The following is a 25,342-nucleotide window of genomic DNA, read 5'->3' on the forward strand; positions in this document are numbered from 1 at the left end:
AATCGCACGGAAGCAGGTCCGCCCTGTATAGCATGCGATTGCTTCGTACCTCGCGATGACATGGTAGGATGAGCTCTAATAAACCTAATTAAATCCGAAATCGAACATCCGAATTCCGAAATCAAAAATGAAACTCTACAGTACCAATAATACCCTATCTGAAGTATCGTTCAAAGACGCGGTTTTTAACAGCATGCCGCAGGATAAAGGCTTATATATGCCTTACAGCATCCCCCGTTTGGATGCTGATTTTATCAACAACCTTGATAAATACTCCCTCCCCGAAATTGCTTTCAAAGTAGCACAAAACCTGCTTGGCGACTCTATTCCGGAGGCCGATTTGAAAGCCTTGATCGATGATGCCATTAACTTCCCAGCTCCTATTGTAAAGCTGGAAGACAATGTATATGTCCTCGAGCTTTTCCACGGACCATCACTGGCATTTAAAGATTTTGGTGCCCGCTTTATGAGCCGCGTAATGAGCTATTTCCTTGAGCCCGGCGAAAAACAACTGGACGTACTGGTTGCCACTAGTGGCGATACCGGCGGTGCTGTAGCCCTTGGCTTTTTAGGTGTCCCCAATACCCGTGTTACCATCCTTTATCCAAAAGGTAAAGTGAGCGGCGTGCAGGAGCAGCAACTAACTACCAATGGTCAAAACATCCGTGCCCTTGAGGTTGACGGTACCTTCGATGATTGCCAGGCCCTGGTGAAACAGGCGTTTGTTGATGATGAGCTAAACGAAAAATTCCGCCTTACATCCGCCAATTCCATCAATATTGCACGTTTGGTTCCGCAAACTTTTTATTACTTCAATGCATATGCACAGCTATTAAGGCAAGGCATTAAAAAAGTAGTTTTCTCCGTGCCAAGCGGCAACTTCGGCAATATAGGCGCAGGTTTGTTAGCCTGGAAAATGGGCTTACCTGTCGAAAAATTTATTGCGGCTACCAATGTCAATGATACTGTGCCTGAGTTTCTAAAAACCGGCGTTTATCAACCCAAACCATCGGTAGCAACTTTATCTAACGCAATGGACGTAGGCAACCCAAGCAACTGGGTACGTATTGCCGATCTGTTTAAAAACGATACCGAAGCGCTTAAAGAATTGGTTATTGGCTTTAAGTACGATGACGAGGAAACTGTAAAAGCCATCAACTGGGTATTTGATAACTATAATTATGTGGTTTGCCCACACACTGCTATCGCATGGCAGGCTTTAACCGATTATAAACAGGACCATGCCGCTGTTGACACCGCCGGTGTATTCCTTTCAACCGCACATCCTTGTAAATTCCCTGACGTATTTAGCGATGAGGTTGCTGCTAAAATTGAAGTACCGGAACAGGTAAAAGAACTGGAAGCAAAAACCAAGCTCGCAGTTGCCATCAGTAAAGATTTTGCTGATTTTAAAGGCTATCTTTTAGGGGTTAATTAATTTCAGTATTTTTAGCTGCTGGAAAACCAACAACTACCCGTTATTGCAGAAAGCTGGGTAGGCCTGTCAGTCTGAGCCTGTCGAAGACTCGCGCGGAGAGGCCTGCCCACCATGCTTCGACAGGCTACCCATGACACCCTTTTTCGGTCGTGGGAAAGCTACGCAATAACGGGCAGTTGAAATATGGCCTGATTCAATACTGAAACATAAAATGCTTAGCAAAACCCTGATATTTATCTGCCTCCTGGCAGTTTGCCTAACCGCCTGCAGCCGTAAACAAAAGTTCGACCGTGATAAATGGGATGATGGAGATGGCCTTACGTTCGCTTATCGCCCGGGTATGGTTAATGACCTGATTGAAAGTAAACAGCTTAATAATCTTAAATATCAACAGGTGATCCATTTGCTCCACCGCCCTCAATTAAGCAGTAAAGACAGCATGGTATACGACCTTGACCGAGAATACAGCAAAGGCAAATTGATTTATACTCAAACGCTTGTTGTTTTTTTGAAAGATTCGGTTGTTACAAAGGCCGAGGTTCATGAAACCCACGCAAAGAAAAAATGATCAACACCATAATATTCGATCTGGGGGCCGTTTTAATCGATTGGAACCCGCATTATATGTACCGCACCCTGTTTGCTGATGAACAGGAAATGATAGACTTTTTGGCTAATATTTGTACCTCCGACTGGAATGAGGAGCAGGATGCCGGCCGGTCCTTACAGGAAGGCACAGATTTGCTTGTTGCCCAATTTCCAGAACACGAAGCCAATATCCGTGCTTTTTATTCCCGCTGGATAGAGATGCTTGGCGATCCTTTTCACGATACGGTAGAGATCTTCAAACAATTAAAAGAAAGCGGCAAATACAAAATCTACGCATTGACCAACTGGTCGGCCGAAACTTTTCCGATGGCCCAGGAGCGTTTCGATTTTTTAGGATGGTTTGATGGCATTGTTGTATCCGGCGCCGAAAAAATGCGTAAACCCACCCCTGCCTTTTATCAAACCCTGCTTGATCGTTACCATGTAAATGCAGATGAGGCTTTATTTATTGATGATAACTATCGTAATATTTTAGCGGCGGAAAAAATGGGAATTGAATGTATCCATTTTACATCGGCGGAAGCTTTAGAGATTAAGCTGAAGGAGTTAGAGGTGTTGTAAAATCTTGCAAATCGGCCGCGAGAACATCTGTGATGAAGTTCTTAAAACGGGCCTATATTTCTAACGTAAGCGCCGGTAATTGCGTTACAAACGCCATAACATATTAAGCACCCGTTACAAACGGGCGCTAGTTTATGAACAATACGTATTTATTTCTGCGGGGCAACTATCCATGCTACAATTACCACAGCCAGTATCCCGCCCATAATCAAATAACTTAACGGGTGGGCAAAATTCACTGTCCATCCCATGTACTTAATTCTTTTGGGCACAATGATCCGGCTATCATCTTTGTTGTAATAAAATACGCCGTATTTATAATTATTACTATCCTCAGTAGGTTCCATCGGTACTTATCCAAATAACTCGCTGCTCAAATACCTGTCGCCCCGGTCACAGCAAATAAAAACGATTAGGCCCTCTTCCAGTTCTTGAGCAAGCCTTACAGCCGCAGATAGTGCACCGCCGCTGCTCATGCCAGCAAATACGCCTTCAACCTTAGCCATTTGGCGGGCCATTTGAGTCGCTTCTTCCTGCGAAATATCCATTACCCTGTCAACCCGTTTGGCATCAAAAATCTTGGGCAGGTATTCTTCGGGCCACCTGCGGATGCCGGGGATGGAAGAGCCTTCAACCGGTTGGCAACCTACTATCTGTACGTTGGCGTTTTGCTCTTTCAAATATCTTGAACAGCCCATGATGGTACCTGTAGTTCCCATAGCACTTACAAAGTGGGTGATTTTGCCTTCGGTATCGTGCCAAATTTCGGGGCCTGTTGTTTTTACGTGTGCCATGAAGTTATCCGGGTTGGCAAACTGGTTCAGCAGGAAATATTCGCCCGTAGCGGCCTTTTCTTCTGCATAATCACGACAGACTTCTATTCCTTCCAACAGGGTAACTTTAGCTCCAAATGCCTCCATAGTAAGCGTACGCTCGCGGGTGGAGTTGGATGGCATCACCAGCTCTATCTCCAGATCAAACAACCTTGCAATCATAGCCAATGCTATCCCTGTATTGCCGCTGGTAGCTTCAATCAACTTTGTGCCAGGCTTAATGTCGCCGCGCTCAATAGCACTCCTGATCATGTTGAGCGACGCGCGGTCTTTTACGCTGCCACCCGGATTATTGCCTTCCAGCTTGGCGAAGATCCGCACTTTTGGATTTGGGTTCAGCTTTTTAATTTCTACCATAGGCGTGTTGCCTATCAGGTCTATCAATGAAGCCATTATATATTTTTTACGGTAAATGTTCTATTTCTTGTGGCCAAACAATTTAATGCTCAATCTTTTCAGTACCCTGTGGTTAGGGGTGTGGTATACCCTTGAATTTGGCGGCAAACTCTTGGTGAGCCAAACGTTTCCTCCTACCACACTGTTATGGCCGATGATGGTTTCTCCGCCCAAAATAGTAGCGCCGGAGTAAATTACCACATTATCCTGAACTGTAGGATGGCGCTTGGTATTGGCCATACTTTTATCCACACTTAATGCCCCCAGGGTAACGCCCTGGTACAGCTTTACATGCTTACCTATTTTACAGCTTTCGCCAATAACAATACCGGTACCATGATCTATATAGAAATACTCGTCTATCTGGGCAGCAGGATGAATATCTATCCCTGTTTTAGAATGCGCATATTCTGTAAGGATCCTTGGCAACAACGGAATATCATCGATATAAAGGCTGTGCGCCACCCGGTAAAGCGAAATGGCATAAAAGCCCGGATAAGTACGGATCACTTCAAACTCGCTGCGTGCAGCCGGATCGCCGTTAAAAATAGCCTGGATATCGGTATTCAGAATGCGGAATAACTCGGGAAGGCCCTCAAAAAACTTTTTGGCCAGCTTTGAGGTATCACAGTTACTGCAGGCTTTGGTGGCATGCATAATGTCACAAAGTTCATTCTCAAGCCTTAAAAACTCATCCTTCAGCTCCTCAACCGAAGCATACTGTTGCCCGGTTTGTTCGGGGTACAGCAAATGGATCACTTTTAGTGCCCAGGCAGTAATCTCCCTGTTTGAAGGCACAGCCTCCAGCTTTTGCTGTTTAGCAAAAATATGTTGATAAAAATCCTGACTCATGTTTTATGGTGGGGCTGTTTTGGGAAAACAACCAATAACAGTACAAGTTTATATAAAAGATTGTTGTTAATATGTAAAATGAACCGGATAATTGATATTTGAGTGAATTTAACCTATGCAGAAACATGAAAGATCAAATAATTGAAACGGTAACGGCCTTGTTCACCGGAGCCGATGAGCGCGACTGGGGCAAAGTTAAAAATACATTTGCCGAAAATGTGGAGCTTGATTATAGTTCCATGACTGGCAACCCGGCAAGTATTGTACCTGCTGAAGGTATTATTACGGCGTGGCGTGGCTTTTTGCCCGGCTTTGACAAAACCAATCATCAGCTGGCCGATTTTTATGTCATGCAAAACGGGTCGGTAGCGCTTGTTCATTATTATGGCAAAGCCGATCATTTTATTGGTGACGACCTATGGATTGTTGAGGGCACTTATGATACCGAGCTCACTGAAACTGATGGCAAATGGATCATCACGAAACATAAGCTTAACCTAATTAAGCAGGATGGCAATACGGACTTGCCGGTACAGGCAGCCGCCCGGGTATCTGAACGGGGTTAATAAAAGACCTTGAAGAGTTACGAAGTTTTAAAAACTTCGTAACTCTGGGATTATGTAACTCATTACAAATCTGCCCCTGCCCTTTTTCTCCGGCTTAGTCCCGCCTGTAAGATTACGGATATGATGATGATCAACAGGCCTGCATAAAAGGATAAATTGAGCTGCCGGGATTCATTGAATAAAATCATTGCCAGTAAAATACTGTAAACAGGCTCCAGGTTAAAGGTTAAGTTAACCGTAAAGGCAGACATTTTCCTCAAAACCTCGGCCACCATAACATAAAGGCCAACCGTGCAAAAAAGCGATAAAAGCAGCAAATAAATGATATCCAATGTGCCTGGTATTATCGTTTTTGAAGGGAAGAAATAAAGATATAGCGGCGAGGCCAGTATCAGCGCGACAGATCCGGCCAGCATCTGATACAAGTTCATAACGGTTGAATCATACTTTTTAACCAGACGCTCGTTCAATATGGTATAAAGGGATGCCAGGAAGGATGAAATTACGCCAAGGATGATCCCGGTTCTGAATGAGGTATCAAAATGAAATATCAAACCGATACCGGCAAGTGTAAGCATACTTAGCAGCAGTTCAGTAATATTGAAAGGTTTTTTGTTGATAAGCGGAGACAGAAATGCAGTAAAAAAACTGGTGAGGCAATAGCAAACTACGCCTACCGAAACGTTGGAATATTTGATGCTGGCATAAAAAAAAACCCAGTGAAAGGCAATTAGTAATCCAGCCTTACCCATTTCCGTTATGTTGCTCCATGAGTATTTAAATTGTGGCTTTTTGAGCCATACAATAATCACCAGGAATAAAAAAGAGAACAGCGTACGGTAACAGGTAAGCAGGTATTCATTTAACGAGATAAGCTTTCCGAATACCCCGGTAAAGCCCGCCAGTATTACGGCTATATGCAACAGAACAAATGTTTTTTTCATTTTTTGCTAAATTAAGAATCGGTTGGGCAAAGCATAACAATACCAGCAATTGCCCGCATTGAATAAATTGTTTTGAAAATAATGTTGAAAAAATTCAGATCCGATAGAGATTATCGATATCCGTTAGCAAAAAAGAGCTGGTGGTGAATCATTGAAAAATGGCTCCGACGCAAGGATATTGCGAATAAGGGATTTCGAAGCCCCTGCGGTTCCATTTTTAATGTTTACTGTTGTCATTTGTTGATGAGTCAAAAATAAGGAAAAGTTTTGTTTTAACTAAAGATTTGTGATTGTCTTGTCACTTTGGCTATTACCATAAAATTGAAGGCCGTTTTGGTTCACAGAGATAACTTCTACCGCAGGTAGCTTAAGCAGAGATCGGTGCGTCCCACAAGCCGAACGGCCGGGACACACACATACCCTGTGTGTACGAGCCGGGACACTTATATAATAAATGTTTACAGGCGAGCTGCTTATTATTTAGATGGATATAATTACATATCATTTCTTTTTAAATTTATCGGTGATACAACAAAACAATGCCATACACCGTATCATTGCATATTGATAAAAGCAGCAATGTTAAATTGATACAAATCATAGAATGCCGCTAAAACGCCTTTTTTTTAAACTTTTAATATTAACGCTGTTTCTATTCCCGGGCCGGGTATGTGCCGACATTCCATATCAGTTAGTTTACCTGAAAAATTATAGCGCGCCTGATGGCCTGCCCAGTTCAAGGGTTAACTATTTAATGCAGGACAGCAGGGGTTTTATCTGGCTGGCCACCGATAAAGGCGTGAGCAGGTTTGACGGCCAGCACTTTAAAAACTTCACATCGGCCGATGGGCTGGAAAACAATGAGTGTTTCAGGATTGCCGAGGATAATTATCACCGGATTTTTTTTTACTGTAATAACTACAGGGTCTGTTATTATGAAAACGGGCTTATACATAAGCTTAACTCATCTCAAAAAGTAATCGTTTCACCCTTCGCCAATTTCTTTTTTAACCGTTATAATGAGCTCTGTGTAAATTACAGGCTTAGTACCAAAGTTTATCATTTTGAAGAGTTAAAATCGGAAAGACATGCCATAAGGCATTTGAACGGGTACATTTATGGTTCTGACGGAGAAGAGATCATCCTGTCTGAAAACGACCTTGACATCCTCGAAGAAGAGCTTAAGGCCGGCCAGTTAAGTTTTCAAACTGCCAATACCAATATCAAACCTTACCGGTTGGCTTTACATCAAAATTATTTACTATTGATAACTAAAGACTGGGTACATGTTTATCGGTATCAAAAAAGCGGGATCGTCCCGCTCAGTAAAATCTTTTTTACCGGCAACGTAACTTCAGTGTATCTTACCGGCAAAAACACGTTTGCCGTTACAACGGTAAAACAGGGCACCTACATTATTAACTATGTTACCGGCGAACGGAAAAATTACCTTAATAATAACATCACTACCGCTACGGTTATTGACCGGGAAAATAATTTATGGTTTGGCAGCTATGACAAAGGCTTTTTTCTATGTACCAATCCCGAAATAAAAATCATTAACAAAGAAAGCGGGCTGGCCAATGAAGATGTTTTAAAACTGGCCATTGCAGGAGGTTACCTGTTTACCGGGCATGTTTTAAGCACACTGAGTTATATGAAACTTGGCGCAAATCAAACGCCGTCGATAGGCACTATAACTATGAATCAAAACCGGTCTGACTTTAACCGGATAACCAATCTGCTTACAATCTCGGGCAACACTCTCGTCATAGGTACCGATAATGGTATATTCAGATTAGATATTTCCAATAAGAACCCGTTGTCATGGCATTCTGTAAAAATTTTTTATGGTCCGATAAAAGGAATTGCTGCACGATCCGACACAGTGTATTTCCTTACACAAAATGCAGTTGGCGTTTTGACAGATAAGTTTAAACATCAATTGGGGTACAATTTTAAGCCCATACGTATGACATCTGTAACATGGTATAAGAGTAAGACGCTCGTAGGCTCACTTTACGGGTTATACCAGTTTGTACCTTTCGGGAGCGCCGGCAAGTTTTCCTCTATTCGAATATTGGCCGATAAAGGAATAAATGTTGTTAAGAGCCTGGCATCAAATAATGAAGTATGCGCCATAGGTACCGAAGCTCAGGGGATGTTTTTGCTGGCCGGCGAAAAAATTGTTCAGTTTAGATCTCCTGCTATTTTTTCAGGCGATATCCGTAAACTGGTATGGACAGATGACAATACTTTATGGGTCTGTACCGCAAACGGTGTAAGCATTATCAGCTTCCATAATCATTATCAAAATTACCGCATAAGTTTGCTCAATACCAGTAACGGGCTCCCCTCTGATAACGTTGCCGATGTAGTGCAGAACGGGCATGATTATTACATAGCCACCGATCAGGGCATAGCCGTCACTCAAAATTTAGGGAATACGAGCCTGCCTAAACCTGTGTTGATTAACGACGGGATACCCGGAACTCAAAGCAGCTTTACTTACGGCAGGCCTGTTATATTTAACTGCGTTGCCCTATCCTACAAAAGCATGGGTAAAATACAATACCGCTTCAGGCTTAAGGGGGTTGATAAAAATTGGAGCGTCGCGCCTTCCGGCGAAAAACGGTTCGACCTGCTGCCCCCCGGAAACTATGAGTTAGAAGCCGTGGCTGCCGACCGTTTTAACCAGTTAAGCCAGCCGCTCATTTTTAAATTTGACGTTATGCCTTTATGGTATCAACAGTTATGGCTGCAGGTGGTGGCTGTATTAAGTGCCATAATCATCGCTTTCCTGCTGGTACGGAAATATTATCAGTCCATCATCGGCTTACAAAAAAAGGACTATGAAAATGCACTTGCCCTGCAGCGCGAACGACAGCGGATCAGCAGCGAGGTGCATGATGATTTAGGGGCAAGCATCTCCGGCATTAAGCTCAGGACCGAATTGCTCAGCCGCAAAACGGCCGATCAGCCCGCTTTTAAGGAGATAGACGCTATTCATGAAGCCATCACCGATATATCTACCCAGGTAAGATTAATTATCTGGAGCCTTGATGCCGAAAACGACGAAGTAAGCAACCTGGCCGGCTTTATTCATAAACAAGCCATTAAAATATTGGAATACAGCAATATTGACCTTCATGTAAATACCTCCATTAGCGAAACCCCGGTTACCATCAGCGGCGAAAAAAGGCGCCAGGTATACCTCCTTGTTAAGGAAGTATTAAACAATGTTGTCAAACATTCGGAGGCACAAAACGCGTTTCTGGAAATCAACCTTTACAAAAACCGGCTGCAGATCAGCATCCGTGATGACGGGCGCGGATTTGACCCTGATGTGCGCAAACACGAAACCATGGGCATCCGGAATATTTACGCCCGGGCAAAAAGATTGAACGCCGAACTCAAAATTGATACCGCCCACGGTAAAGGCACATCCATCAGTCTTAAACTAAACCTTTAGCGTATACCCCATAATAGGTATTAAGAAACCCGGGATAATTTAGGAATTAGCATTTTATATTTACTGCAAAGCACGCTCCAGATAATTTTGTTAAAGGATAATTTACACTACCCGCGCGGGCTGGAACAGAAGAAACTAAAAGGCCTCGTTAAAATAACTCCCCTGTTAGTGATCTTTAAAGCCTAACCTTATCATTACCATAATTCGTTGCCGCCCGGCTTCGCGGCACTTGTTATTCACCTTCGCACAATTATAATCACCAGCCTAAAAGATCAATCCCGCTTTAACAGTAAAGGGGCAAACAACCAATTGGTCATTTGCCCCTTTACTTTGTTCAAACCTATCCTGCGCAACCGGAACGACCGCCGGCAGCCTGTGCCTTAAAGGCAAATTCTTAGTTCAGATATTTGGTGATATCCTCAGATAGCGGGGTAGTTTGCGATCTGAAACGGTGGATCAGTTTACCGTTTTCGTCTATGAGGAATTTTTCGAAATTCCATTTGATGTCACCGGTAAAATCAGGGTTTGGAGCGGTTGTTAAGTATTGAAACAACGGATCGATATCCAAACCTAAAACGCTTACTTTACCGCTCATCGGGAATTTTACGTTAAAGTTTTCTTTGCAAAAGGTCTTAATGTCCTGATTAGTGCCCGGCTCCTGGCCGCCAAAGTTATTGGCCGGGAAACCTACTACTACCAGTTTGCCTTTGTATTGTTCAGATAGTTTTTCCAGGTCGGCGTATTGTTTGGTGAAGCCGCATTTTGAAGCCGTATTTACGATCAATACTTTTTTGCCTTTGTATTTAGCCAGGCTAAAATCTTTGCCATCAATGGTTTTCAGTTTAAAATCATATACTGAAGATGGTGCGGTGGCAAATAATAAGGCGATGATGAGTGCCAGTGTTTTCATGGTTTTTACAATTGATTTTTATAATCCACTATAAAAGTAAGGCTAAAAATTTCTTTTAGCTAAGTACTCATCTTCTTTTTGTGTCATTTTTTGTTTTGTAACAACACTTTTATCCGTGTAACCCAACAGGTGCAGGGCGCCGTGAATGATAACACGGTGCAGCTCATTGGTTTCGCCGGTTTTAAATTTGGCGCCATTTTCACGGATGCGGTCTATCGAAATAAAGATATCGCCAACAATATCCCCCTCTACTTCCGAATTATCAAAAGTTACAATGTCGGTAAAAGTATCATGATCAAGATATTGCTGGTTTATTTGCAGCAGGTATGCGTCTGAGCAAAAAATGTAGTTAAGCTCTTTCAGTTTAAAGCCCTCGGCAATTACCGTTTCCTTTATCCATTGTCTTAATTGCGCTTTTTGTTTCGGCTTAAAGGTTGTGTCTTCTTCAAAAAAATTAATCGTGGGCATCAGATCTTAAAGTGAAGTTCAATTTCATTACCCGAGGCATTAAAAATACATTGGTCGGCAAGGTGTTTAATGATAAACACACCGCGGCCGGTGAGGTTCTCGAGATTTTCGGGAGCTGTGGGATCGGCAAGGTTATTATAGTCAAAGCCCGGGCCTTCATCTGTAACAGTCCAGATGATACGCTTCGGTTCCACTTCGGCATTAACAATCACTTTTTTTGTTTCATCCTGTTTGTTACCATGCATAATGGCATTAATAACCGCTTCATTAAGGCAGGTCATCATATTGGCGAAGGTATCCTGCTCAACATGATATTTATCAGCAATTTCTTCTATCAGCTGCTCAAGCAACGTTATGCTCTCCGGTTTTGACGGCAGCTGCAACGTATATAGCTCGCTGGTTTGAACATTTGCCTCTTCCATATTATTTGGCATTAAGTTGATCAAAGTAAGATTTAATTTTTTGTTTATAATACAAATTAAGTGCCGGAGATACCGTTCTGATCTGCTCCGTCTGCTTTGCTTTTTGTTGCTGGTACCCCTGCAGTGCCTTTATGTATCCCGGTGGCAAATCCTTACCTGCATTGCTCTCTCTTTGCTGATCCTGATCTCGTTGCTGCTCGGCCTTTTCGGCCTCTAATAACCGGGTTTGTATTTGCTGCTGCCTTTTTAGCGCGTCATCTGTAATCTTCCTGTTTACGAGATCACGTTCGGTTTGTTCCATTTCTTTCGAAATTTTATCCAAATTGCCCAATCCGCCTGTCCCGTCTTTATTTTCGTCCCTGTCAATTTGTTGCAAAGCCTGCCGTATCATCTGCTGCTGACGTGCCATTTTAGCAAACTGCTCGCTCATATTACCACTATTGCCCTGCTGGCCTTTACCCTGGTTGCCTTGTTGCTGCATCTGCTCGCGGGCCTTTTGCATATTTTGATTAAGCTGTTGCTGCATTTTTGCCAATTGCGATATGGATTGCTGCTTTCCCTTGCCTCCTTTGCCGCCCTTATTCATCATTTTTTGCATTTGCTCAAGCGCTTCGCTCAGCATCAAGGCAAGGTTGTTCATGGATGTCATAGCGTATTGCTGGTTGCGGTTTGCCTCAAGCGTACGCCTGTCGCCCAGAAACTCAAGAGCCTGGTCGATATGCTCGTTGATACTGGTAATCTCCTTATTAACTGTCGACTGAATCTGCGGCACCCTCCTGCTGATAGCATATAGGCTGTCTTCGGCCGTTTTCAAGTTGTCTTTTATATCCTTTTGATTTTGCGATAGCGTAACATATGACGGATCTGTAGGATTGGTATTCCTAAGCGTTTGCATCAGCTGTTCCTGATTAAACGAACTGTTAACCAGGCTTTTTAACAATTCCCTCAACTGCTGGGCATCAACAGCATTCTCTTTTGATTCGCCTTCGTCGCTATCTTTTTGCATTTTTGCAGCAAGCTCCTTCATTTGCTTTGCTGCCTGCTGCTGCGATTTTGAGGCTTTTGAATTATCCTTTTTTTGCAGATCGCCGGCACTTTGATCCATCTGCTGCTCAATATCTTTGGTTTCCTTTTCAGGATTTTGATAGTCTGATTTACGTTCGGACTGCTCATTGACCTTCTGCAACTCATCGAAGCCTTTCTTCACATCCTGAAAATCCCGCTTCAGCTTATCCTGTTGCTGCTGAAGGTTCTTCTGGTCGGCACCGGGCTGTTTGGTTTGATCAGATAGTTTTTGCTGCTCATCGGCCAGCTTATTCAGCTGATCGAGGTTTTGATTGAGCTTTTGCTCAAACTCCAGCTTTTTGTAAAGTTCCAGCACCCGGTCGAGCTCCTTTTTTAACGATTTATTATCCATCTGCATTTTGGATAATTCATCGCGGGTAGCATCTTTTTGTTGCTCGTTTAACAGTTGTTGCAGGTTTTGAAGCAGCTCTTTTGTTTTTTGATCAAGTACATTGTTAAACAAATCTTCAATCTGCTTTTGCTTAGCCATGATCTCTTCGGTTTGCTGCTGGTTTTCCTGGCGATTGTATAAATTCTTTTTGTTATCGGCCTGGATATCTTTTACCAAATCTTCCAGGTCTTTACGCTTTTGCATCAGGTCTTCTATCTGCTTTTTCTCATCAAACGAGAGTGTATTTTTGTTCAGCAGGTTTTGATTAAGCTTTTGCGCGTCGCGTTCAACCTGTCCCGCCAGCTTTATAGCCGAAGCCATTTTTTCTTTTATAGCTTTTGAGCCCGCATTTAACTGTTGGTTAATCTCCTTGTTGTCAGGGATATTTAGTGTATGTTTTGCTGTACGCGCTGTTTTGTGGCCGGTCACTTCGTCGTTATCGGCAACCTCAAAAAAGTAGCTTACATGGTCGCCGGGATTAATGCCCATTTCCTTTAAGTTCCAATAATAAAAGAAATCGGCTTGTGTTTGGGCCAGGTCTGCATTAACCTTTTTGGTAAATTCCCTTTCTTTGCTGTTGCCTGTAGCCTCGATGGTATAATGAAACGTGAGCGATGAAAAACCATGATCATCCTGGATCTTGCCATTAAAATAAAACGCTTTCATGCTTACCGAATCTGGCTTTTCATCAACAAAAATGGATGGCGCTTCGTCAGTAACAACGTTGATGCGATATGTAGCCGAATCACTCTGATTTACCAGTGCATTAACCGGTAAAAGTTTGTAAACAGAAGTTTTCAATATCCGCTCGCGGTGTTCAAACAGGTCTGGCCCATTTTGTACCGTAACGTGGCTTTGCCCATTTATGTCAAACCTCAATGTACTGGCATACTGGGTATGCAATTGCCAGTTCACAGTTGTACCGGCAGGAATAGTCAAATCGCCGGCATTTAGCAGCCTTTCATTTTTTTTATGGAGGTAGGCCGGATAATTTAGGTCAACGTCAAAGTGTAACAGTGCAGGCTTTTGATTTACCTTGATTTCGTAAACAGCCGAACTAAAGCCATTGCCCGAAAACTTAAAGCGGGTATTTTGCTGCAGGTTGCTAAACTGGTAATGAAAACGGCTGATGTTATCTTTATCCAATTTAAACGTATTCTCCCCTGTTTCAACATAAACATCTGCGGGCAGCTTATCGCCTTCCAGTTTAAGGTCGAGCTTTAAATCACTCCCCTGCACAACTGAAAGTGTTTTGTTCAATACAATAAACCTGAACGGAGCAGCAGGAACAAAATATTCGTTATGCCTGATCAGTCTTTTAGTACTTTCGGTTAATACAGAAGGCGCCGCCAATGCAATGATGATAATTACCCCCAGCGGACCAAGCGCCCATTTTAAATATTTGGTGTTTTCTTTAAGGTTGATAGCAGATGGAAAGCTTACCGGTTTAAGCGCCTCTATCTTTTGGTCGATACTGGCCTCGATGAGTGCACGGTGACTTTCATCTTCGGCAGCGAGCTTTTTTAGCTGCAGGGTATTGAGCAGCTTATCATGAACATCGTTAAAATGCCTGCCAATAATTTCGGCAGCTTCATCATGCGTTAAAGTTTTGCCCAGCTTAAGCCAGGCCAGCAATGATGGTAAAACCAGCCAGCAAACAAGCACTGTATTAAGCAGGATAAAAAAGTAAAAAAGAATGGTACGCAGCAGGATACTGAAATTGCCGAAATATTCGCTTAGGATAATTACTACATAAGCTGAGAAAAGGCCGGCACCTAAAAATATTAATCCACGCAAAAAATTATTGAAATAATACTTCCGGGTGAAAGTATTGATTTTGCCAAGCAAAAGTTCATAATTTTCTGTCGAGGCCATACTACATGTGGAAAACGTTAAATAAACACGCCTTATTAAACGCAAAAGCCATGTATTATATATAACACGTGTTGGTTTAAGTCAAAAATTAAAGCAATAATAATAAAATGTTAATTGTTTATGACAATTAAAATTGATTCCCGCTCTTTATTGGGAAATACATGGTTTAAAACAATGATAATGGGCAAAATTGGGAAAATCTTATTCCTGCTCCTCAACTGTTTCTTCCTCAAAACCTGGAGATTCGAGCTTATGCAGCCAAATACCGGCTATCCCCGTAATTGAATATGGAAATATAATTACTGCTATAGAAGATACAGCCGAAACCTTTTTCTCAAAAAGTAATTCAAAAAACGGGAGCATAGTAATTATCAATATAGCTATGGTTAAAACCTGTTTCACATAAAACGGCTCTCTCTTTTTTGATAAAGAGTATACTGCCACCCAAAATACAAAGGCGAAAGGAATAGTAAGCAGCAGAACCATATCTGCAAAAATGATATAGTCTTTTTGGATCTCTGCAATAAGGCTTATTTCAGGATTTTCGATAATAAACCATGACAGCACAAGGTGGAGCAATGGCGCAATGATTACCATCAGCAACCAAACTTTTAAACTGTATATAAATGACCTGTTCATAATTTATTAAGCGCGCTAACAAGATACATAGCAGTCAATAAAATAACAAGGCTACCCGGGTTCGTAAACGGTATCCGATTATTATTTAACACTGCAATTATAATCGTGATAACCCGGAAAATGCTTTTTTACATACAGCCGTTGCGCTTCCATACTTGCAGATTTGAAAACAACACTGATTTAAAGGCCACGCCATTTAATTTAAAAGGTTTACATTAAAATATAGAACTGTTTTTTTATCGAAAAATTATATCTGCAACAGCAGAAAACCCTCTCCTAAAATAGCGGAGCAAAAATTTCGACTTTCGGGGAACAAACGTAGGATTTGGGCCACAAATAAAAAGTACGATTATTTATTTTAAATTTCTACATTAAATTAACCCCGGGTTAATTGCCGCAATATAAATTACCATAAAAAAGGGTGTTTTCACGGATTGTTAAGCGTATAGTTAATTATTACCTTGCATCAATTTAGCCACAGCCCTATCATGACCATTCCGATCCAACTCAATAAATCCATATTGGACTACTTTAGTGTAGGTGGCGTTTGGCAAAATATTTTATTTTATGCCACTATACTTTGCCTTTTATATATTAACATTTTGTTAACCCGTCGAAAGACAAGTTATAAGCTGCAGCCAGCTGGGGACTTACCTGACGAAAAAGACGAGTCTGCGCTGACGACGGCAGATAGCACCGGGCTCAAAACAAACGCCGCTTTAAATAATGAAATAGCTACACTAAGAAACGAGCTTTTGGCTTTGGGCGAAAAATTGGAGCTTTCGTACATGAAATCGGAAAGACTTAATGGCCAGTTATCAGAAATATTGGATAGTGTTGAATTAACAACGGCCTACGAGCATACCCTTTGGGATTGGTCGCTGGATTTCAGCAGCAAAGAGATTACGCTTTCCGAATATGGCTTAAAGCTGTTCGGCTTTCCGAAAAATACAAAGCCCGTTTTAAATGAGGCCATCCATATTGTTGATCCCCGGCACCAGGCGGCACTTATGGATGCTGTTGAAAAATCATTTAACACCGGTGCCGACTTCTCAATCACCTGCCTCGTTCATCCATTAAACGGCAGCCGGCCAAAAGAAATAAAGGCAGCAGGCAGGGTTTATTATAACGAGTACGGAACACCACTAAAACTATCCGGGAAATTTTCAATTACGCATACCGAGCCACTGATGAAGAGGTGATTGCGCTTTACAGGTTCCGTTTCCGGGCGGATCTGCAAGTGTTCAATTTTTAAAAGTGTGAACGCCCGCCTTCTTTCCATAAAAAAACATTACTGACTGTCAGACACTTGCGTTTTCGCTAAAATGCTTTAAAAGCCGGCTTGAACAACCTTTGACTGATAATCAACAAGTTACAAATTTTCATTTCCAAACATTGAACACCCGTTTTTTAAAAATTGAACACTGACAAGATCCTGTCAGTTTATTGGGAGGGATTAGCCCGTTAAGTAACCGGCTTAATCAGCCTGGCACTTACACTTCAATCCGTTTAAAGCGTTAAGTTTTTTAAATATTGTTCAGCGCCTTATTAATTCTTTTTACCGCGGTAGTTATAATTTGCAGCATCATGTCATTATCACTAAAATATCATTATTTATTTCTGCGTTTTTTATCCGGTATTGGTGTCACATTTTCAAAATCTACACTGGCCTCTCTCTTTCGCGGAGTTAACAATCTTGTTTTGTGCACAATGTACTCATGGTCCTTCCCTATCTCTATTATATAGAATACATAAAGCGTTTGAGCAGTGAGATCTGTTGTTTTTTTCGCAAAATTGATCAGCGTGGGAAGACTAACCATCCTGATTTTTGATAGTGAAGCATTATTAATCCTCTGGCCTGAATCCTTTGAATTATATACAAAGGTTGGTTCGCTATTGTATTTGAGACATGGGCATTTTACGGTAAAGTATTTGTACTGCGATTCCATCCCGACATCCCACATCCTATCTTTTGGTGTTGTATTGGTGGTATCCAGCAAATAATAAACCGTGTCGATATTGTTGGCTACCCTTTGAGCTGAAGCGCTGTAAATGTTAAGCCAAAGTATTACGATCAAAAAATATTTCATAAAATAATTAGTTGCAATTTCCGGGTAATTTAATGTCCGCACTATCTTGTATTGACTGAACTCCCATTTTGCTATTCGCCGGGAATGCCTTTTCATACCAGGCCTTAGCCCGAACAATCGTCGGGTCGCTTATTTGAACGGTGGAATCTCCATGGCGGTCTTTTTTACAACTATTTACGGATAGAATAATCGCAGAAAAAATAGCGATTGGGTACAAGACTTTAGGAAAAGATTTAAGTTTAAGGTATTTCATATTACGCGGTTCAGGCTTTGAACAAATATTGAAATTATATTTAAAGTTTATAGTATGTAAAGAAAACATTACCTATTACTATAAAATATTTCATTTATAAACCTAAGGGAAAATAACTGAACCCAAGATTTTAGAAAGTCAATTATCGTGGAGTCCGTGAATGTAACAGCGAATCAGATAGCGCTTATTAAGTAATAGCGGGACTACTTAAAATGAAATGATCTTATTGGACTTTTTTCTCCTGAAACCATAATCTTATTAAGACAGAAAACCTTTAAATCCGCAGTTGTCGCCAAGATAGCTTTAAAAGCCACATTTCCATTTTGAATTATCCCTGCAACAACTATATTTGCAGCCCGGCCATACATTAATTCGGGATGTAGCGTAGCCCGGTATCGCGCCAGCATGGGGTGCTGGAGGTCGTGGGTTCGAATCCCGCCATCCCGACTTGAACACAAGCTTTAAAGAGCATATTTGAGCAGTTTTTTACTGATTGAATATGCTCTTTTTTGATTGGCGACCTTCTTATAGACCTTGATATTAGTATTACTGCCATAACAGATTATGTTATGAAATAGGTTTGCCTGCCCGTTTACACAAAAATCCCGATGATCGTTTCGTCCGGGATTGTAATGCTTCACAAGCATGATGCTTGCTTTATTTTAGGACGAAGTTATGCTTTCGCTAAACTTCGACCAGTAGGGGATGTAGTGAAGAAAACGACTGTTGCAAAAACTGGAGAGACGGGTAAAGGAAAGAAAGATGCGAAAGACAGCCAAAATTAACTTTCCTAACTATCTGATTTATGTCCTATAGTAAAACTTAGCGGCCCGTAAAGCCGCTTTTTATATTTCTAAAAAGATCGCGAGATGTCCATAATCCACTGGCAATGATCCGCCGCATAGTCAGGTTCGGATAAGTTTTGTCACGTGGCGCATCCAGCTGAAAAGCCGCTTTAAACCCTATCTTTTTTAGCTCGGGCAAGCCTTTACTGTTCCAGTAACCGAAAGGAAAAGCGAAATAATCCACAACATTTCCGGTTATGTCTTCCAAATTTTTTTTCGAAGCTGCGATCTGCGGCTCAAATTCCACAGGCTTCAAATGCCTGAAGTCCGTATGGCTTTGGGTATGGCAGCCGATTACATGCCCTTCAGCTGAAAGCTGTTTAATCTGCGCGGCATTCATGAACCAGGGATGCGTGCCGATCTTCCCGGTAATGATAAAGAATACTCCCTTAAAGCCGTAAGATTCCAGCACCGGCAATCCGTTTTTGAACTGGTCGGCATTGGTATCATCAAAAGTCAGCATAATGGGTTTGGCAGGCAGCAGCTTACCAGATAATAGCCCATCCGGTAAAACCGTCTGATAACCACTGTCCGCCAGCATTTTCATTTGCGCTTTAAAAGCGGCAGGCGGGATAATGTACTGCTTATCCGTCCGGCTGTCTTTAACTTTAAAATCCCGGATCTGGTGATAACAAAGGATAGGGATTTGTCTTTGGGCAAATCCGCAAAGGCAGCATACTAATAGGGAAAGTAGGGCGCTTAATTTTTTCAAGAATGTAAAAATAAACTTCGTTTTGACGGATGCAAAAGTTAATTATGGTTAGAGCTTAAGTTAATTTTAAACAACAAAAAAGCTCTTATACCATTGATTGTAGGTGTCGTACTTAAAACAATAGTCGTTTCAATAAACTTCTACTTTGTTAACTTCAAAGGAAGAATATTAATTGAAATACCGGCAGTCTACTGGCTATTCGTATCACCATTAATAATTTTCACCTATATATTCAATAATTCTTGAGAATTTTGGAAAGGTGTACTTATAAATTACGATATTCGAACTGGTGAATATTCTAACTTAATAAAAACTATGATTCGGGTAATCTCTATCCCAATTGCGTTGGATTTGGTGGTTACGATGCCGATTGTTATTTTAAGCAACTCGAACAATATCATCTTCTGTATCGTCTTTTACCTAACATCTCTATCTATTTTAATGAGCTTTTTCCTAATATGGTCAACACTTTTTCCAATTAAAGTTGGGTCATATTTCCAAATGAAAGGTAATACTTCATTTCTCGGCTACCTTGCCTCCACATTATTAGTCGTAATTACCTATAAAAAGGGCTTTTATCTGTTAGTTCCTTTATACATGATTATTACATATATCACCTTTAAAATAGGTAAAAATCTTTACCGTAATAACAGGAAAGAAATATTTCAAAAAATATTAATTAATTACAATGATTAAGCAAACACTTATAGTAATATGCACACTTATTGGGGTCGTATTTTATATTAGAAAAGCTCGTAAGTCAGTTTGATAACTAGCATCAATAATTGTTGATACTTGTTATATCAATTCAAGCAAATTCAGACCAGTACGCATTGTAGATATTATTACTTGAGATCAAATTGGCTTTGCCATATACTTATTATTCACTTATCGATTAGCTTTGATTTACCGAAATCAGAAACGATTTTATATTAGATATACAACATTTTCTCCTGAATGTTCCTGCAACTAGGTTTAAACAAAACCTTTGGGAGTTATTTTCAGGACGAATGCATTTTATAGATGAAGCCGCAGACCGGGGCGAAATTTCCTAAATGCTATTCTTTTTATGAGCAATTGAATCAGGCATGTTTTATTAAATAAAAATAAAAAAAACGATCTTTTTTATAGCTTAGCGTTATGTTTTTAAAAACACAACGAAGGGTCAAAAACAAACCGACATGTCAAAAAACACGATCATTCTATGAAAAAAGCTTTCCTTACCTTTCTCCTTTTCTTAATACTTACCCATGCTTTTTCCCAATCAACCGGCAATATTAAAGGTAGCATCACCGACAATTCAAAAGCCCCGTTGGAGCTGGTGAATATTATTCTTTACAAAACAAATTTCAGCGCCACCACAAATAATAAAGGCCAATACAGCATCAATAATATTCCTGCCGGAAATTACCAGGTCATTATTTCGCACATCGGCTATAAATCTGTTAAACAACATATACTCGTAAAAAACAATGACACTACTGAATTTTCCTATACGCTTCAGGCCGGCGTTATTAAGATATCTGCTGTTGAAGTACAAGGCGAAAGAGGCTTAGGAAGCATCAAGTCGTTACCCGAGATCGGCGGAACAAATATTTATTCGGGCAAAAAAAATGAAGTTGTTTTGGTTGACAGCGTCAATGCAGATATCGCACAAAATAAAGCCCGCGATATGTTTGCAAAAGTACCGGGTATCACGTCGTGGGAGTTGGATGGTTCGGGCACTCAAACCAGTGTAGCGGCAAGAGGATTAAGTCCGCACAGATCATGGGAGTTCAATGTGAACCAGAATGGCTACAATGTTAATAACGATCTGTATGGTTATCCCGAGGCCATGTATAACCCGCCATTGGAAGCCGTACAGCAAATTGAGATCGTCAGGGGATCAGCCGCTCTTCAATATGGCCCTCAGTTTGGAGGAATGCTCAATTATGTAATTAAACAACCCGATACCACGAAGTCATTAAGCATTGAAACCGAACAAACGTATGGCTCGTTCAATACCTCAAATTCCTTTGCTTCAATAGGCGGAAAAAAAGGCAAGCTCACCTATTACGGTTTCTTTAATTACCGTAGCAGCGATGGATGGCGCCTTAACTCCAACTATAATTTCCTGAATGCTTACGCAAGTTTGCACTATAAGCCAACAGCTAAAATGGATATTGGTCTCGAATATTCAAGAGAAAACTATGTGCAGAAATTTGCTGGCGGGCTTACCGACGCGATGTTCGCTGCCAATCCGCGCCAGTCAACCAGGAGCAGAAATTATTTTAACCCGATAATCAACCTGCCCGCTTTACTTTTTAATTACACCATCAATAATAAAACACTATTGAATGTAAAAGCCTATACTTTTTTTGGACAAAGAAACATGGTTATTGCCAGCCCAGGCTTAGCCACCAATGCAGATACCATCAGCAAAGCTACAGACTCCTACGCTCCAAGAGAGATAAACAGGGACTTTTACAACAGCTATACTGTTGATGCACGAATGATAAAAAAATACGATCTGTTCGGCCATGAGAGTGCCCTATCGGGCGGCTTAAAATATTCCAACGCTGCTACAAACAGAAAACAAAACGGAGAGGGAAGTACAGGAACTAATTTTGACCTTACCCAAACCGGCAATTACGGTATTGCCCTGCTCTTTAAAACAATAAACTACGGGGCGTTTCTTGAAAACCTTTTCCGCATCACCGATAGGCTATCCGTTACCCCCGGCATCAGGTATGATAACCTCAAATCAACCTTAAACGGAACGGAATATAAAGTATATAAAAATTTTAACCCCGTATCGCTTTCAACCTCCAGGAACATCGTGCTGGGTGGAATCGGTGCGCAGTATAAGATCACTGAAAGCATTAATATTTATGGCAATTACTCGCAGGCATACAGACCTATTCTTTATGCAAATCTTATCATCGGATCGAGCACAGCGGTGATCGACCCGAATTTGAAAGACGCGAGCGGCCATAATGCAGATATTGGCATTAGGGGAAAGGTTAAAAAGATATTGAACTTTGATCTAAGCGCATTTGAATTGAAGTATAACAACAGGATAGGAAATATAACGCTGACTGATGGCAACGGAAAACCCTACACCTACACTACCAATGCAGGCAATGCGCTCACCAAGGGAGTGGAAGCTTTTGTTGAGGTTCACCTGCTTAATTTCAATACCGAGGACACTAACAATGATCTTTCCATATTTTCTTCTTACGCTTATAATCACGCCAGGTATTTGAATGGCAAAGCAGGCGTGGTTAATCTGACTGGAAAAACGTTGGAAGACGTTCCTCAATTTGTTAGCCGCTCGGGCATAAATGGCTCTGTACATAACCTCTCCGCTACCTTTTATTATTCATATGTTGGCGGATCATGGTCAGATGCGAATAATACAGCTGCTACCAAAACAAGTCCCAATATAGGCTATGTCCCACGATATCACGTGGCCGATTTTGCCCTGGGCTATAAGTTTTCCGACAAGTACAACATCAGGGTCGGTATCAATAACCTGACAGATAATAAATACTTTACCCGCCGAACAGAAACGCTCGTTTACCTTGGCAATGGTATATTACCCGGCGACGGCAGATCATGTTATGTTACATTAGGTGCTAAATTCTGACAGCAGGATATCAATCCTGTTTTTGAACAATCGATGTCCAACCTATCTCCGCCGACCAATAGTTCGTATGCCTGCTTGCAAGATTGCTAAAATGCGAACCACATAGTTTAGACCGGCAGGGCGCCATTGTTCTTTCCCTATTCACCAATTTCGCGAGTTTAGCCCACCGCCGGGATAAAAAGTAAGGTTCAATTGCATCGACGGGGAGCCATAACTACAGGATCTTTTATTTGTAACAGACATTCATTATGTTTTATAACAAGTTCATTGATTATCAACTATAGCATAAATAAGTATCAAAGGCCATCAAACCGAAGCGCAATATATGTGCCCTATACGGCGCCCGTCCTAAATATCATAGATATAAATGCCGGGGTAATCGTCTCCTCATCCCGACTTGAAAGCAACAAAAAAGCATATCTGCACAGTACTTTTACTGATTGGATATGCTTTTTTTATTTAACAAATGCTTATATGCCGTAATTGATAATTAGAAATTTACGGAATCATCTACTGCTTGTAATTTTAAACGTTTCCGGTATTTCCAGCCTTTTATCCAATCTTTTGCTGGAATTTCAATGAAAAAATAACAGGCAATTGAAATACAAATAAGCGCAACCAAAAAGGTATAAAATTGTAGTTCGGGGTTTACAACCCGTATTTTTTTGAAGAAAAAGCTGAGGAAAGATTTTATTGGATGTTGAAGGATGTACATACTATAGCTTGCTTCGCCCAACAGTATTAAGTATTTGTTTGAGAAAACCTTTGTGATTTTTCCGTTATTTAGGGCCAATAATAAAATGAGGGGAGCAAACAATACGGCCATTAACCCATCATGAAAGCTTAAGTAATTATTAACGGATAATACGACTAATAAAGCAATAACAATAAATGTAATGTGCAAGTCATAGTTCGCCTGTCTTTTTGCCGACTTTAAATAAACAAACCCGAGAATATTGCCAATCATAAATTCATTAATATGCATTAATGGAAAATAGAATAACAGGTCATGAATGGTAGATGGCGGAGCTGCATAATATGGTGACCGGTAAAGAAAGTTTAGTAGCACCTGGGTTGTAAGCCATAAACACGAAACCAATATGGCGACAGACTTAAACGAGAATCTACTATAGTAATAATTGAAAAGCAATGGAAACGCTACATAAAACAAAGCCTCAACGGATAATGACCAGCCAGGGGCGTTAACCTTACTGATATAACCAGGGAACCATGATTGAATAGCAAACAGCTGTAATATAAATTCCTTCACAGGTAGCGTATCAATTATCAATAACCTGAGCGCTGCCAATAAAAGCGCAAAAAGATATACCGGATATATCCTCGCTATTCTGTTCAAATAATAATTCCCCGGTTTAACTTTAACGGCTTTTTGCTGGCCATAGGCAATGATCATTACAAATCCGGATAATATAAAAAAGTAACTCACACCAACATTTGCCTTGCTGAAAACATTATGTAAAACCGGCAAATTAAATGGCCAAATATCACTCTTGGCGTGATATACAACAATAGCGACCGCTGCAAGAAACCTGGTAAAAGTAAGTTGGTTTAATTTCATATAAGGCAGAGTATGTTAAGCTGAACAACGAGACAACTTTTTAACCAACTGTCAGCAAGAACCGCGTTTTAATTAAATAAATGCCTCAGAGTTTAATTCAATTTCAGCATACTACAATTTGTTTCCCATTTTGTTTGGCCTAAGTAAATTTTAATTAAAAAATGTGCCGGGTGCTGGAAATCCCGCACCGGTTCACATTAACCCTTCAAACTAAAACTCCTTAATAATTTCGATTAACCTTGCCCATGCCGCCGGCAATGTTATTGTAAACAGCATCGTATTGATTGTACTTATCAAAACTGTTATATTAGGATTGAACTATTAACATCTGACTAAATGCTCAATTCTTCAACTATCACTATTGAAACAGAAATAGGGGAACAAGAAATTTATATAAGTCCTTTTTTATTACAATCGGAAGAGCCGCCCAATCTTAAGTCTGGAACGATTGAGAAACTTTATTTTTATAAAGATTTAAATGACGATGCTTATAAAGCAACTTTGGCTCTTGAGCCGATGAGGCACCAGTTTAAAACAGATGATTATATACTTAATTTAGGTCAGAATTTTGAAAACTATTATTTGGGTAGCTTTCATATTGATTTTAAAAACCGGCGCTGCCGGCAATGGGAAGGCAAACCCAATATGCTTACAGAACAAGACGTAAAAAACCTGGGCGAAAACCTTTTTAATCCAAATGTTAAATCACGGCAATTTACTTTATTTACACCTACCCGCCCTTCTGATTTTAACACCGGAAGATTAAAATATAAGATATAGATAAGGCCAATCAT

General features: G+C 40.8%; 20 protein-coding genes and 1 tRNA gene. 9 read left to right on the plus strand and 12 right to left on the minus strand.

The window, feature by feature from the left end:
* The first annotated feature begins 127 nt into the window (after window positions 1-127).
* The 3 genes from thrC (at window position 128) to J3L18_RS24785 (ending at window position 2,608) form a co-directional block, all read left to right on the plus strand.
* Complete coding sequence (gene thrC, locus J3L18_RS24775; protein ID WP_129569526.1) at window positions 128-1,438, plus strand: threonine synthase; 1,311 nt, start codon at window positions 128-130, stop codon at window positions 1,436-1,438.
* A 211-nt stretch (window positions 1,439-1,649) separates the two neighbouring features.
* Window positions 1,650-2,006, plus strand: a complete 357-nt coding sequence (locus J3L18_RS24780) for a hypothetical protein (RefSeq protein ID WP_091176136.1) — start codon at window positions 1,650-1,652, stop codon at window positions 2,004-2,006.
* Complete coding sequence (locus J3L18_RS24785; protein WP_091176139.1) at window positions 2,003-2,608, plus strand: HAD family hydrolase; 606 nt, start codon at window positions 2,003-2,005, stop codon at window positions 2,606-2,608. Before J3L18_RS24780 ends, J3L18_RS24785 begins: the two co-directional genes overlap by 4 nt.
* 149 nt (window positions 2,609-2,757) lie before the next feature.
* Here J3L18_RS24785 and J3L18_RS24790 read toward each other — a convergent pair whose 3' ends face one another.
* The 3 genes from J3L18_RS24790 to epsC are packed head-to-tail and all read right to left on the minus strand — an operon-like array spanning window position 2,758 to window position 4,689.
* Window positions 2,758-2,955, minus strand: a complete 198-nt coding sequence (locus tag J3L18_RS24790) for a DUF5808 domain-containing protein (RefSeq protein ID WP_091176142.1) — start codon at window positions 2,953-2,955, stop codon at window positions 2,758-2,760.
* A 6-nt stretch (window positions 2,956-2,961) separates the two neighbouring features.
* Window positions 2,962-3,834 (minus strand): cysteine synthase CysM, encoded by an 873-nt coding sequence (cysM, locus tag J3L18_RS24795; RefSeq protein WP_129569527.1) that lies wholly within the window; start codon window positions 3,832-3,834, stop codon window positions 2,962-2,964.
* A 24-nt stretch (window positions 3,835-3,858) separates the two neighbouring features.
* Complete coding sequence (gene epsC / locus J3L18_RS24800) at window positions 3,859-4,689, minus strand: serine O-acetyltransferase EpsC (RefSeq protein WP_091176147.1); 831 nt, start codon at window positions 4,687-4,689, stop codon at window positions 3,859-3,861.
* A 125-nt stretch (window positions 4,690-4,814) separates the two neighbouring features.
* Between epsC and J3L18_RS24805 the strand changes: the two genes are divergently transcribed.
* Window positions 4,815-5,255, plus strand: a complete 441-nt coding sequence (locus J3L18_RS24805; protein ID WP_129569528.1) for a nuclear transport factor 2 family protein — start codon at window positions 4,815-4,817, stop codon at window positions 5,253-5,255.
* A gap of 62 nt (window positions 5,256-5,317) precedes the next feature.
* On the opposite strand, the gene J3L18_RS24810 is transcribed toward J3L18_RS24805, so the two are convergent.
* Window positions 5,318-6,199: a DMT family transporter gene (locus J3L18_RS24810; RefSeq protein ID WP_129569529.1), complete on the minus strand. Its 882-nt coding sequence runs from the start codon at window positions 6,197-6,199 to the stop codon at window positions 5,318-5,320.
* Between the two features lie 604 nt (window positions 6,200-6,803).
* Here J3L18_RS24810 and J3L18_RS24815 point away from each other — a divergent pair.
* On the plus strand, window positions 6,804-9,671 hold the full coding sequence (locus J3L18_RS24815; protein WP_208102387.1) for a sensor histidine kinase: 2,868 nt from the start codon (window positions 6,804-6,806) through the stop codon (window positions 9,669-9,671).
* 394 nt (window positions 9,672-10,065) lie between these two features.
* On the opposite strand, the gene J3L18_RS24820 is transcribed toward J3L18_RS24815, so the two are convergent.
* From J3L18_RS24820 to J3L18_RS24840, 5 genes are all read right to left on the minus strand, one after another.
* Complete coding sequence (locus tag J3L18_RS24820) at window positions 10,066-10,581, minus strand: glutathione peroxidase (RefSeq protein ID WP_091174940.1); 516 nt, start codon at window positions 10,579-10,581, stop codon at window positions 10,066-10,068.
* 42 nt (window positions 10,582-10,623) lie between these two features.
* Window positions 10,624-11,049, minus strand: a complete 426-nt coding sequence (gene ybeY / locus J3L18_RS24825; RefSeq protein ID WP_091174938.1) for an rRNA maturation RNase YbeY — start codon at window positions 11,047-11,049, stop codon at window positions 10,624-10,626.
* A complete protein-coding gene (locus J3L18_RS24830) occupies window positions 11,049-11,471 on the minus strand; it encodes an ATP-binding protein (protein ID WP_129571453.1) in 423 nt (140 codons plus the stop codon). The genes ybeY and J3L18_RS24830 overlap by 1 nt, the downstream gene beginning before the upstream one ends.
* A 1-nt stretch (window position 11,472) precedes the next feature.
* Window positions 11,473-14,802, minus strand: coding sequence for a coiled-coil domain-containing protein (locus J3L18_RS24835; RefSeq protein WP_129571454.1), 3,330 nt, complete (start codon window positions 14,800-14,802; stop codon window positions 11,473-11,475).
* Between the two features lie 201 nt (window positions 14,803-15,003).
* A complete protein-coding gene (locus tag J3L18_RS24840) occupies window positions 15,004-15,441 on the minus strand; it encodes a hypothetical protein (protein ID WP_129571455.1) in 438 nt (145 codons plus the stop codon).
* Window positions 15,442-15,929: 488 nt separating this feature from the next.
* Here J3L18_RS24840 and J3L18_RS24845 point away from each other — a divergent pair, with 488 nt between their 5' ends.
* The gene (locus tag J3L18_RS24845) at window positions 15,930-16,643 is read left to right on the plus strand and encodes a hypothetical protein (RefSeq protein WP_129571456.1); all 714 of its coding nucleotides are present in this window, start codon (window positions 15,930-15,932) and stop codon (window positions 16,641-16,643) included.
* Between the two features lie 408 nt (window positions 16,644-17,051).
* On the opposite strand, the gene J3L18_RS24850 is transcribed toward J3L18_RS24845, so the two are convergent.
* Entirely contained in the window at window positions 17,052-17,531 is a 480-nt protein-coding gene (locus J3L18_RS24850) for a hypothetical protein (RefSeq protein ID WP_129571457.1), read from the minus strand.
* Between the two features lie 626 nt (window positions 17,532-18,157).
* Here J3L18_RS24850 and J3L18_RS24855 point away from each other — a divergent pair.
* Window positions 18,158-18,231, plus strand: a tRNA-Pro gene (locus tag J3L18_RS24855).
* A gap of 375 nt (window positions 18,232-18,606) precedes the next feature.
* Here the strand turns inward: J3L18_RS24855 and J3L18_RS24860 are convergent.
* On the minus strand, window positions 18,607-19,341 hold the full coding sequence (locus J3L18_RS24860) for a polysaccharide deacetylase family protein (RefSeq protein ID WP_129571459.1): 735 nt from the start codon (window positions 19,339-19,341) through the stop codon (window positions 18,607-18,609).
* 1,204 nt (window positions 19,342-20,545) lie between these two features.
* On the opposite strand from J3L18_RS24860, the gene J3L18_RS24865 reads away from it, so the two are divergent.
* Window positions 20,546-22,969 carry a TonB-dependent receptor gene (locus tag J3L18_RS24865; protein ID WP_129571460.1) on the plus strand — a complete coding sequence of 808 codons (2,424 nt, stop codon included), beginning with the start codon at window positions 20,546-20,548 and terminating at the stop codon, window positions 22,967-22,969.
* Window positions 22,970-23,459: 490 nt separating this feature from the next.
* Here the strand turns inward: J3L18_RS24865 and J3L18_RS24870 are convergent, their stop codons facing one another.
* Window positions 23,460-24,548: an acyltransferase family protein gene (locus J3L18_RS24870; RefSeq protein WP_129571461.1), complete on the minus strand. Its 1,089-nt coding sequence runs from the start codon at window positions 24,546-24,548 to the stop codon at window positions 23,460-23,462.
* 336 nt (window positions 24,549-24,884) lie between these two features.
* Here J3L18_RS24870 and J3L18_RS24875 point away from each other — a divergent pair, with 336 nt between their 5' ends.
* Window positions 24,885-25,328: a hypothetical protein gene (locus J3L18_RS24875; RefSeq protein ID WP_091174911.1), complete on the plus strand. Its 444-nt coding sequence runs from the start codon at window positions 24,885-24,887 to the stop codon at window positions 25,326-25,328.
* The last annotated feature ends 14 nt before the right edge of the window (window positions 25,329-25,342 follow it).

Origin of the sequence: Mucilaginibacter gossypii (assembly GCF_017569325.2) — a bacterium.
Classification (GTDB): domain Bacteria; phylum Bacteroidota; class Bacteroidia; order Sphingobacteriales; family Sphingobacteriaceae; genus Mucilaginibacter; species Mucilaginibacter gossypii.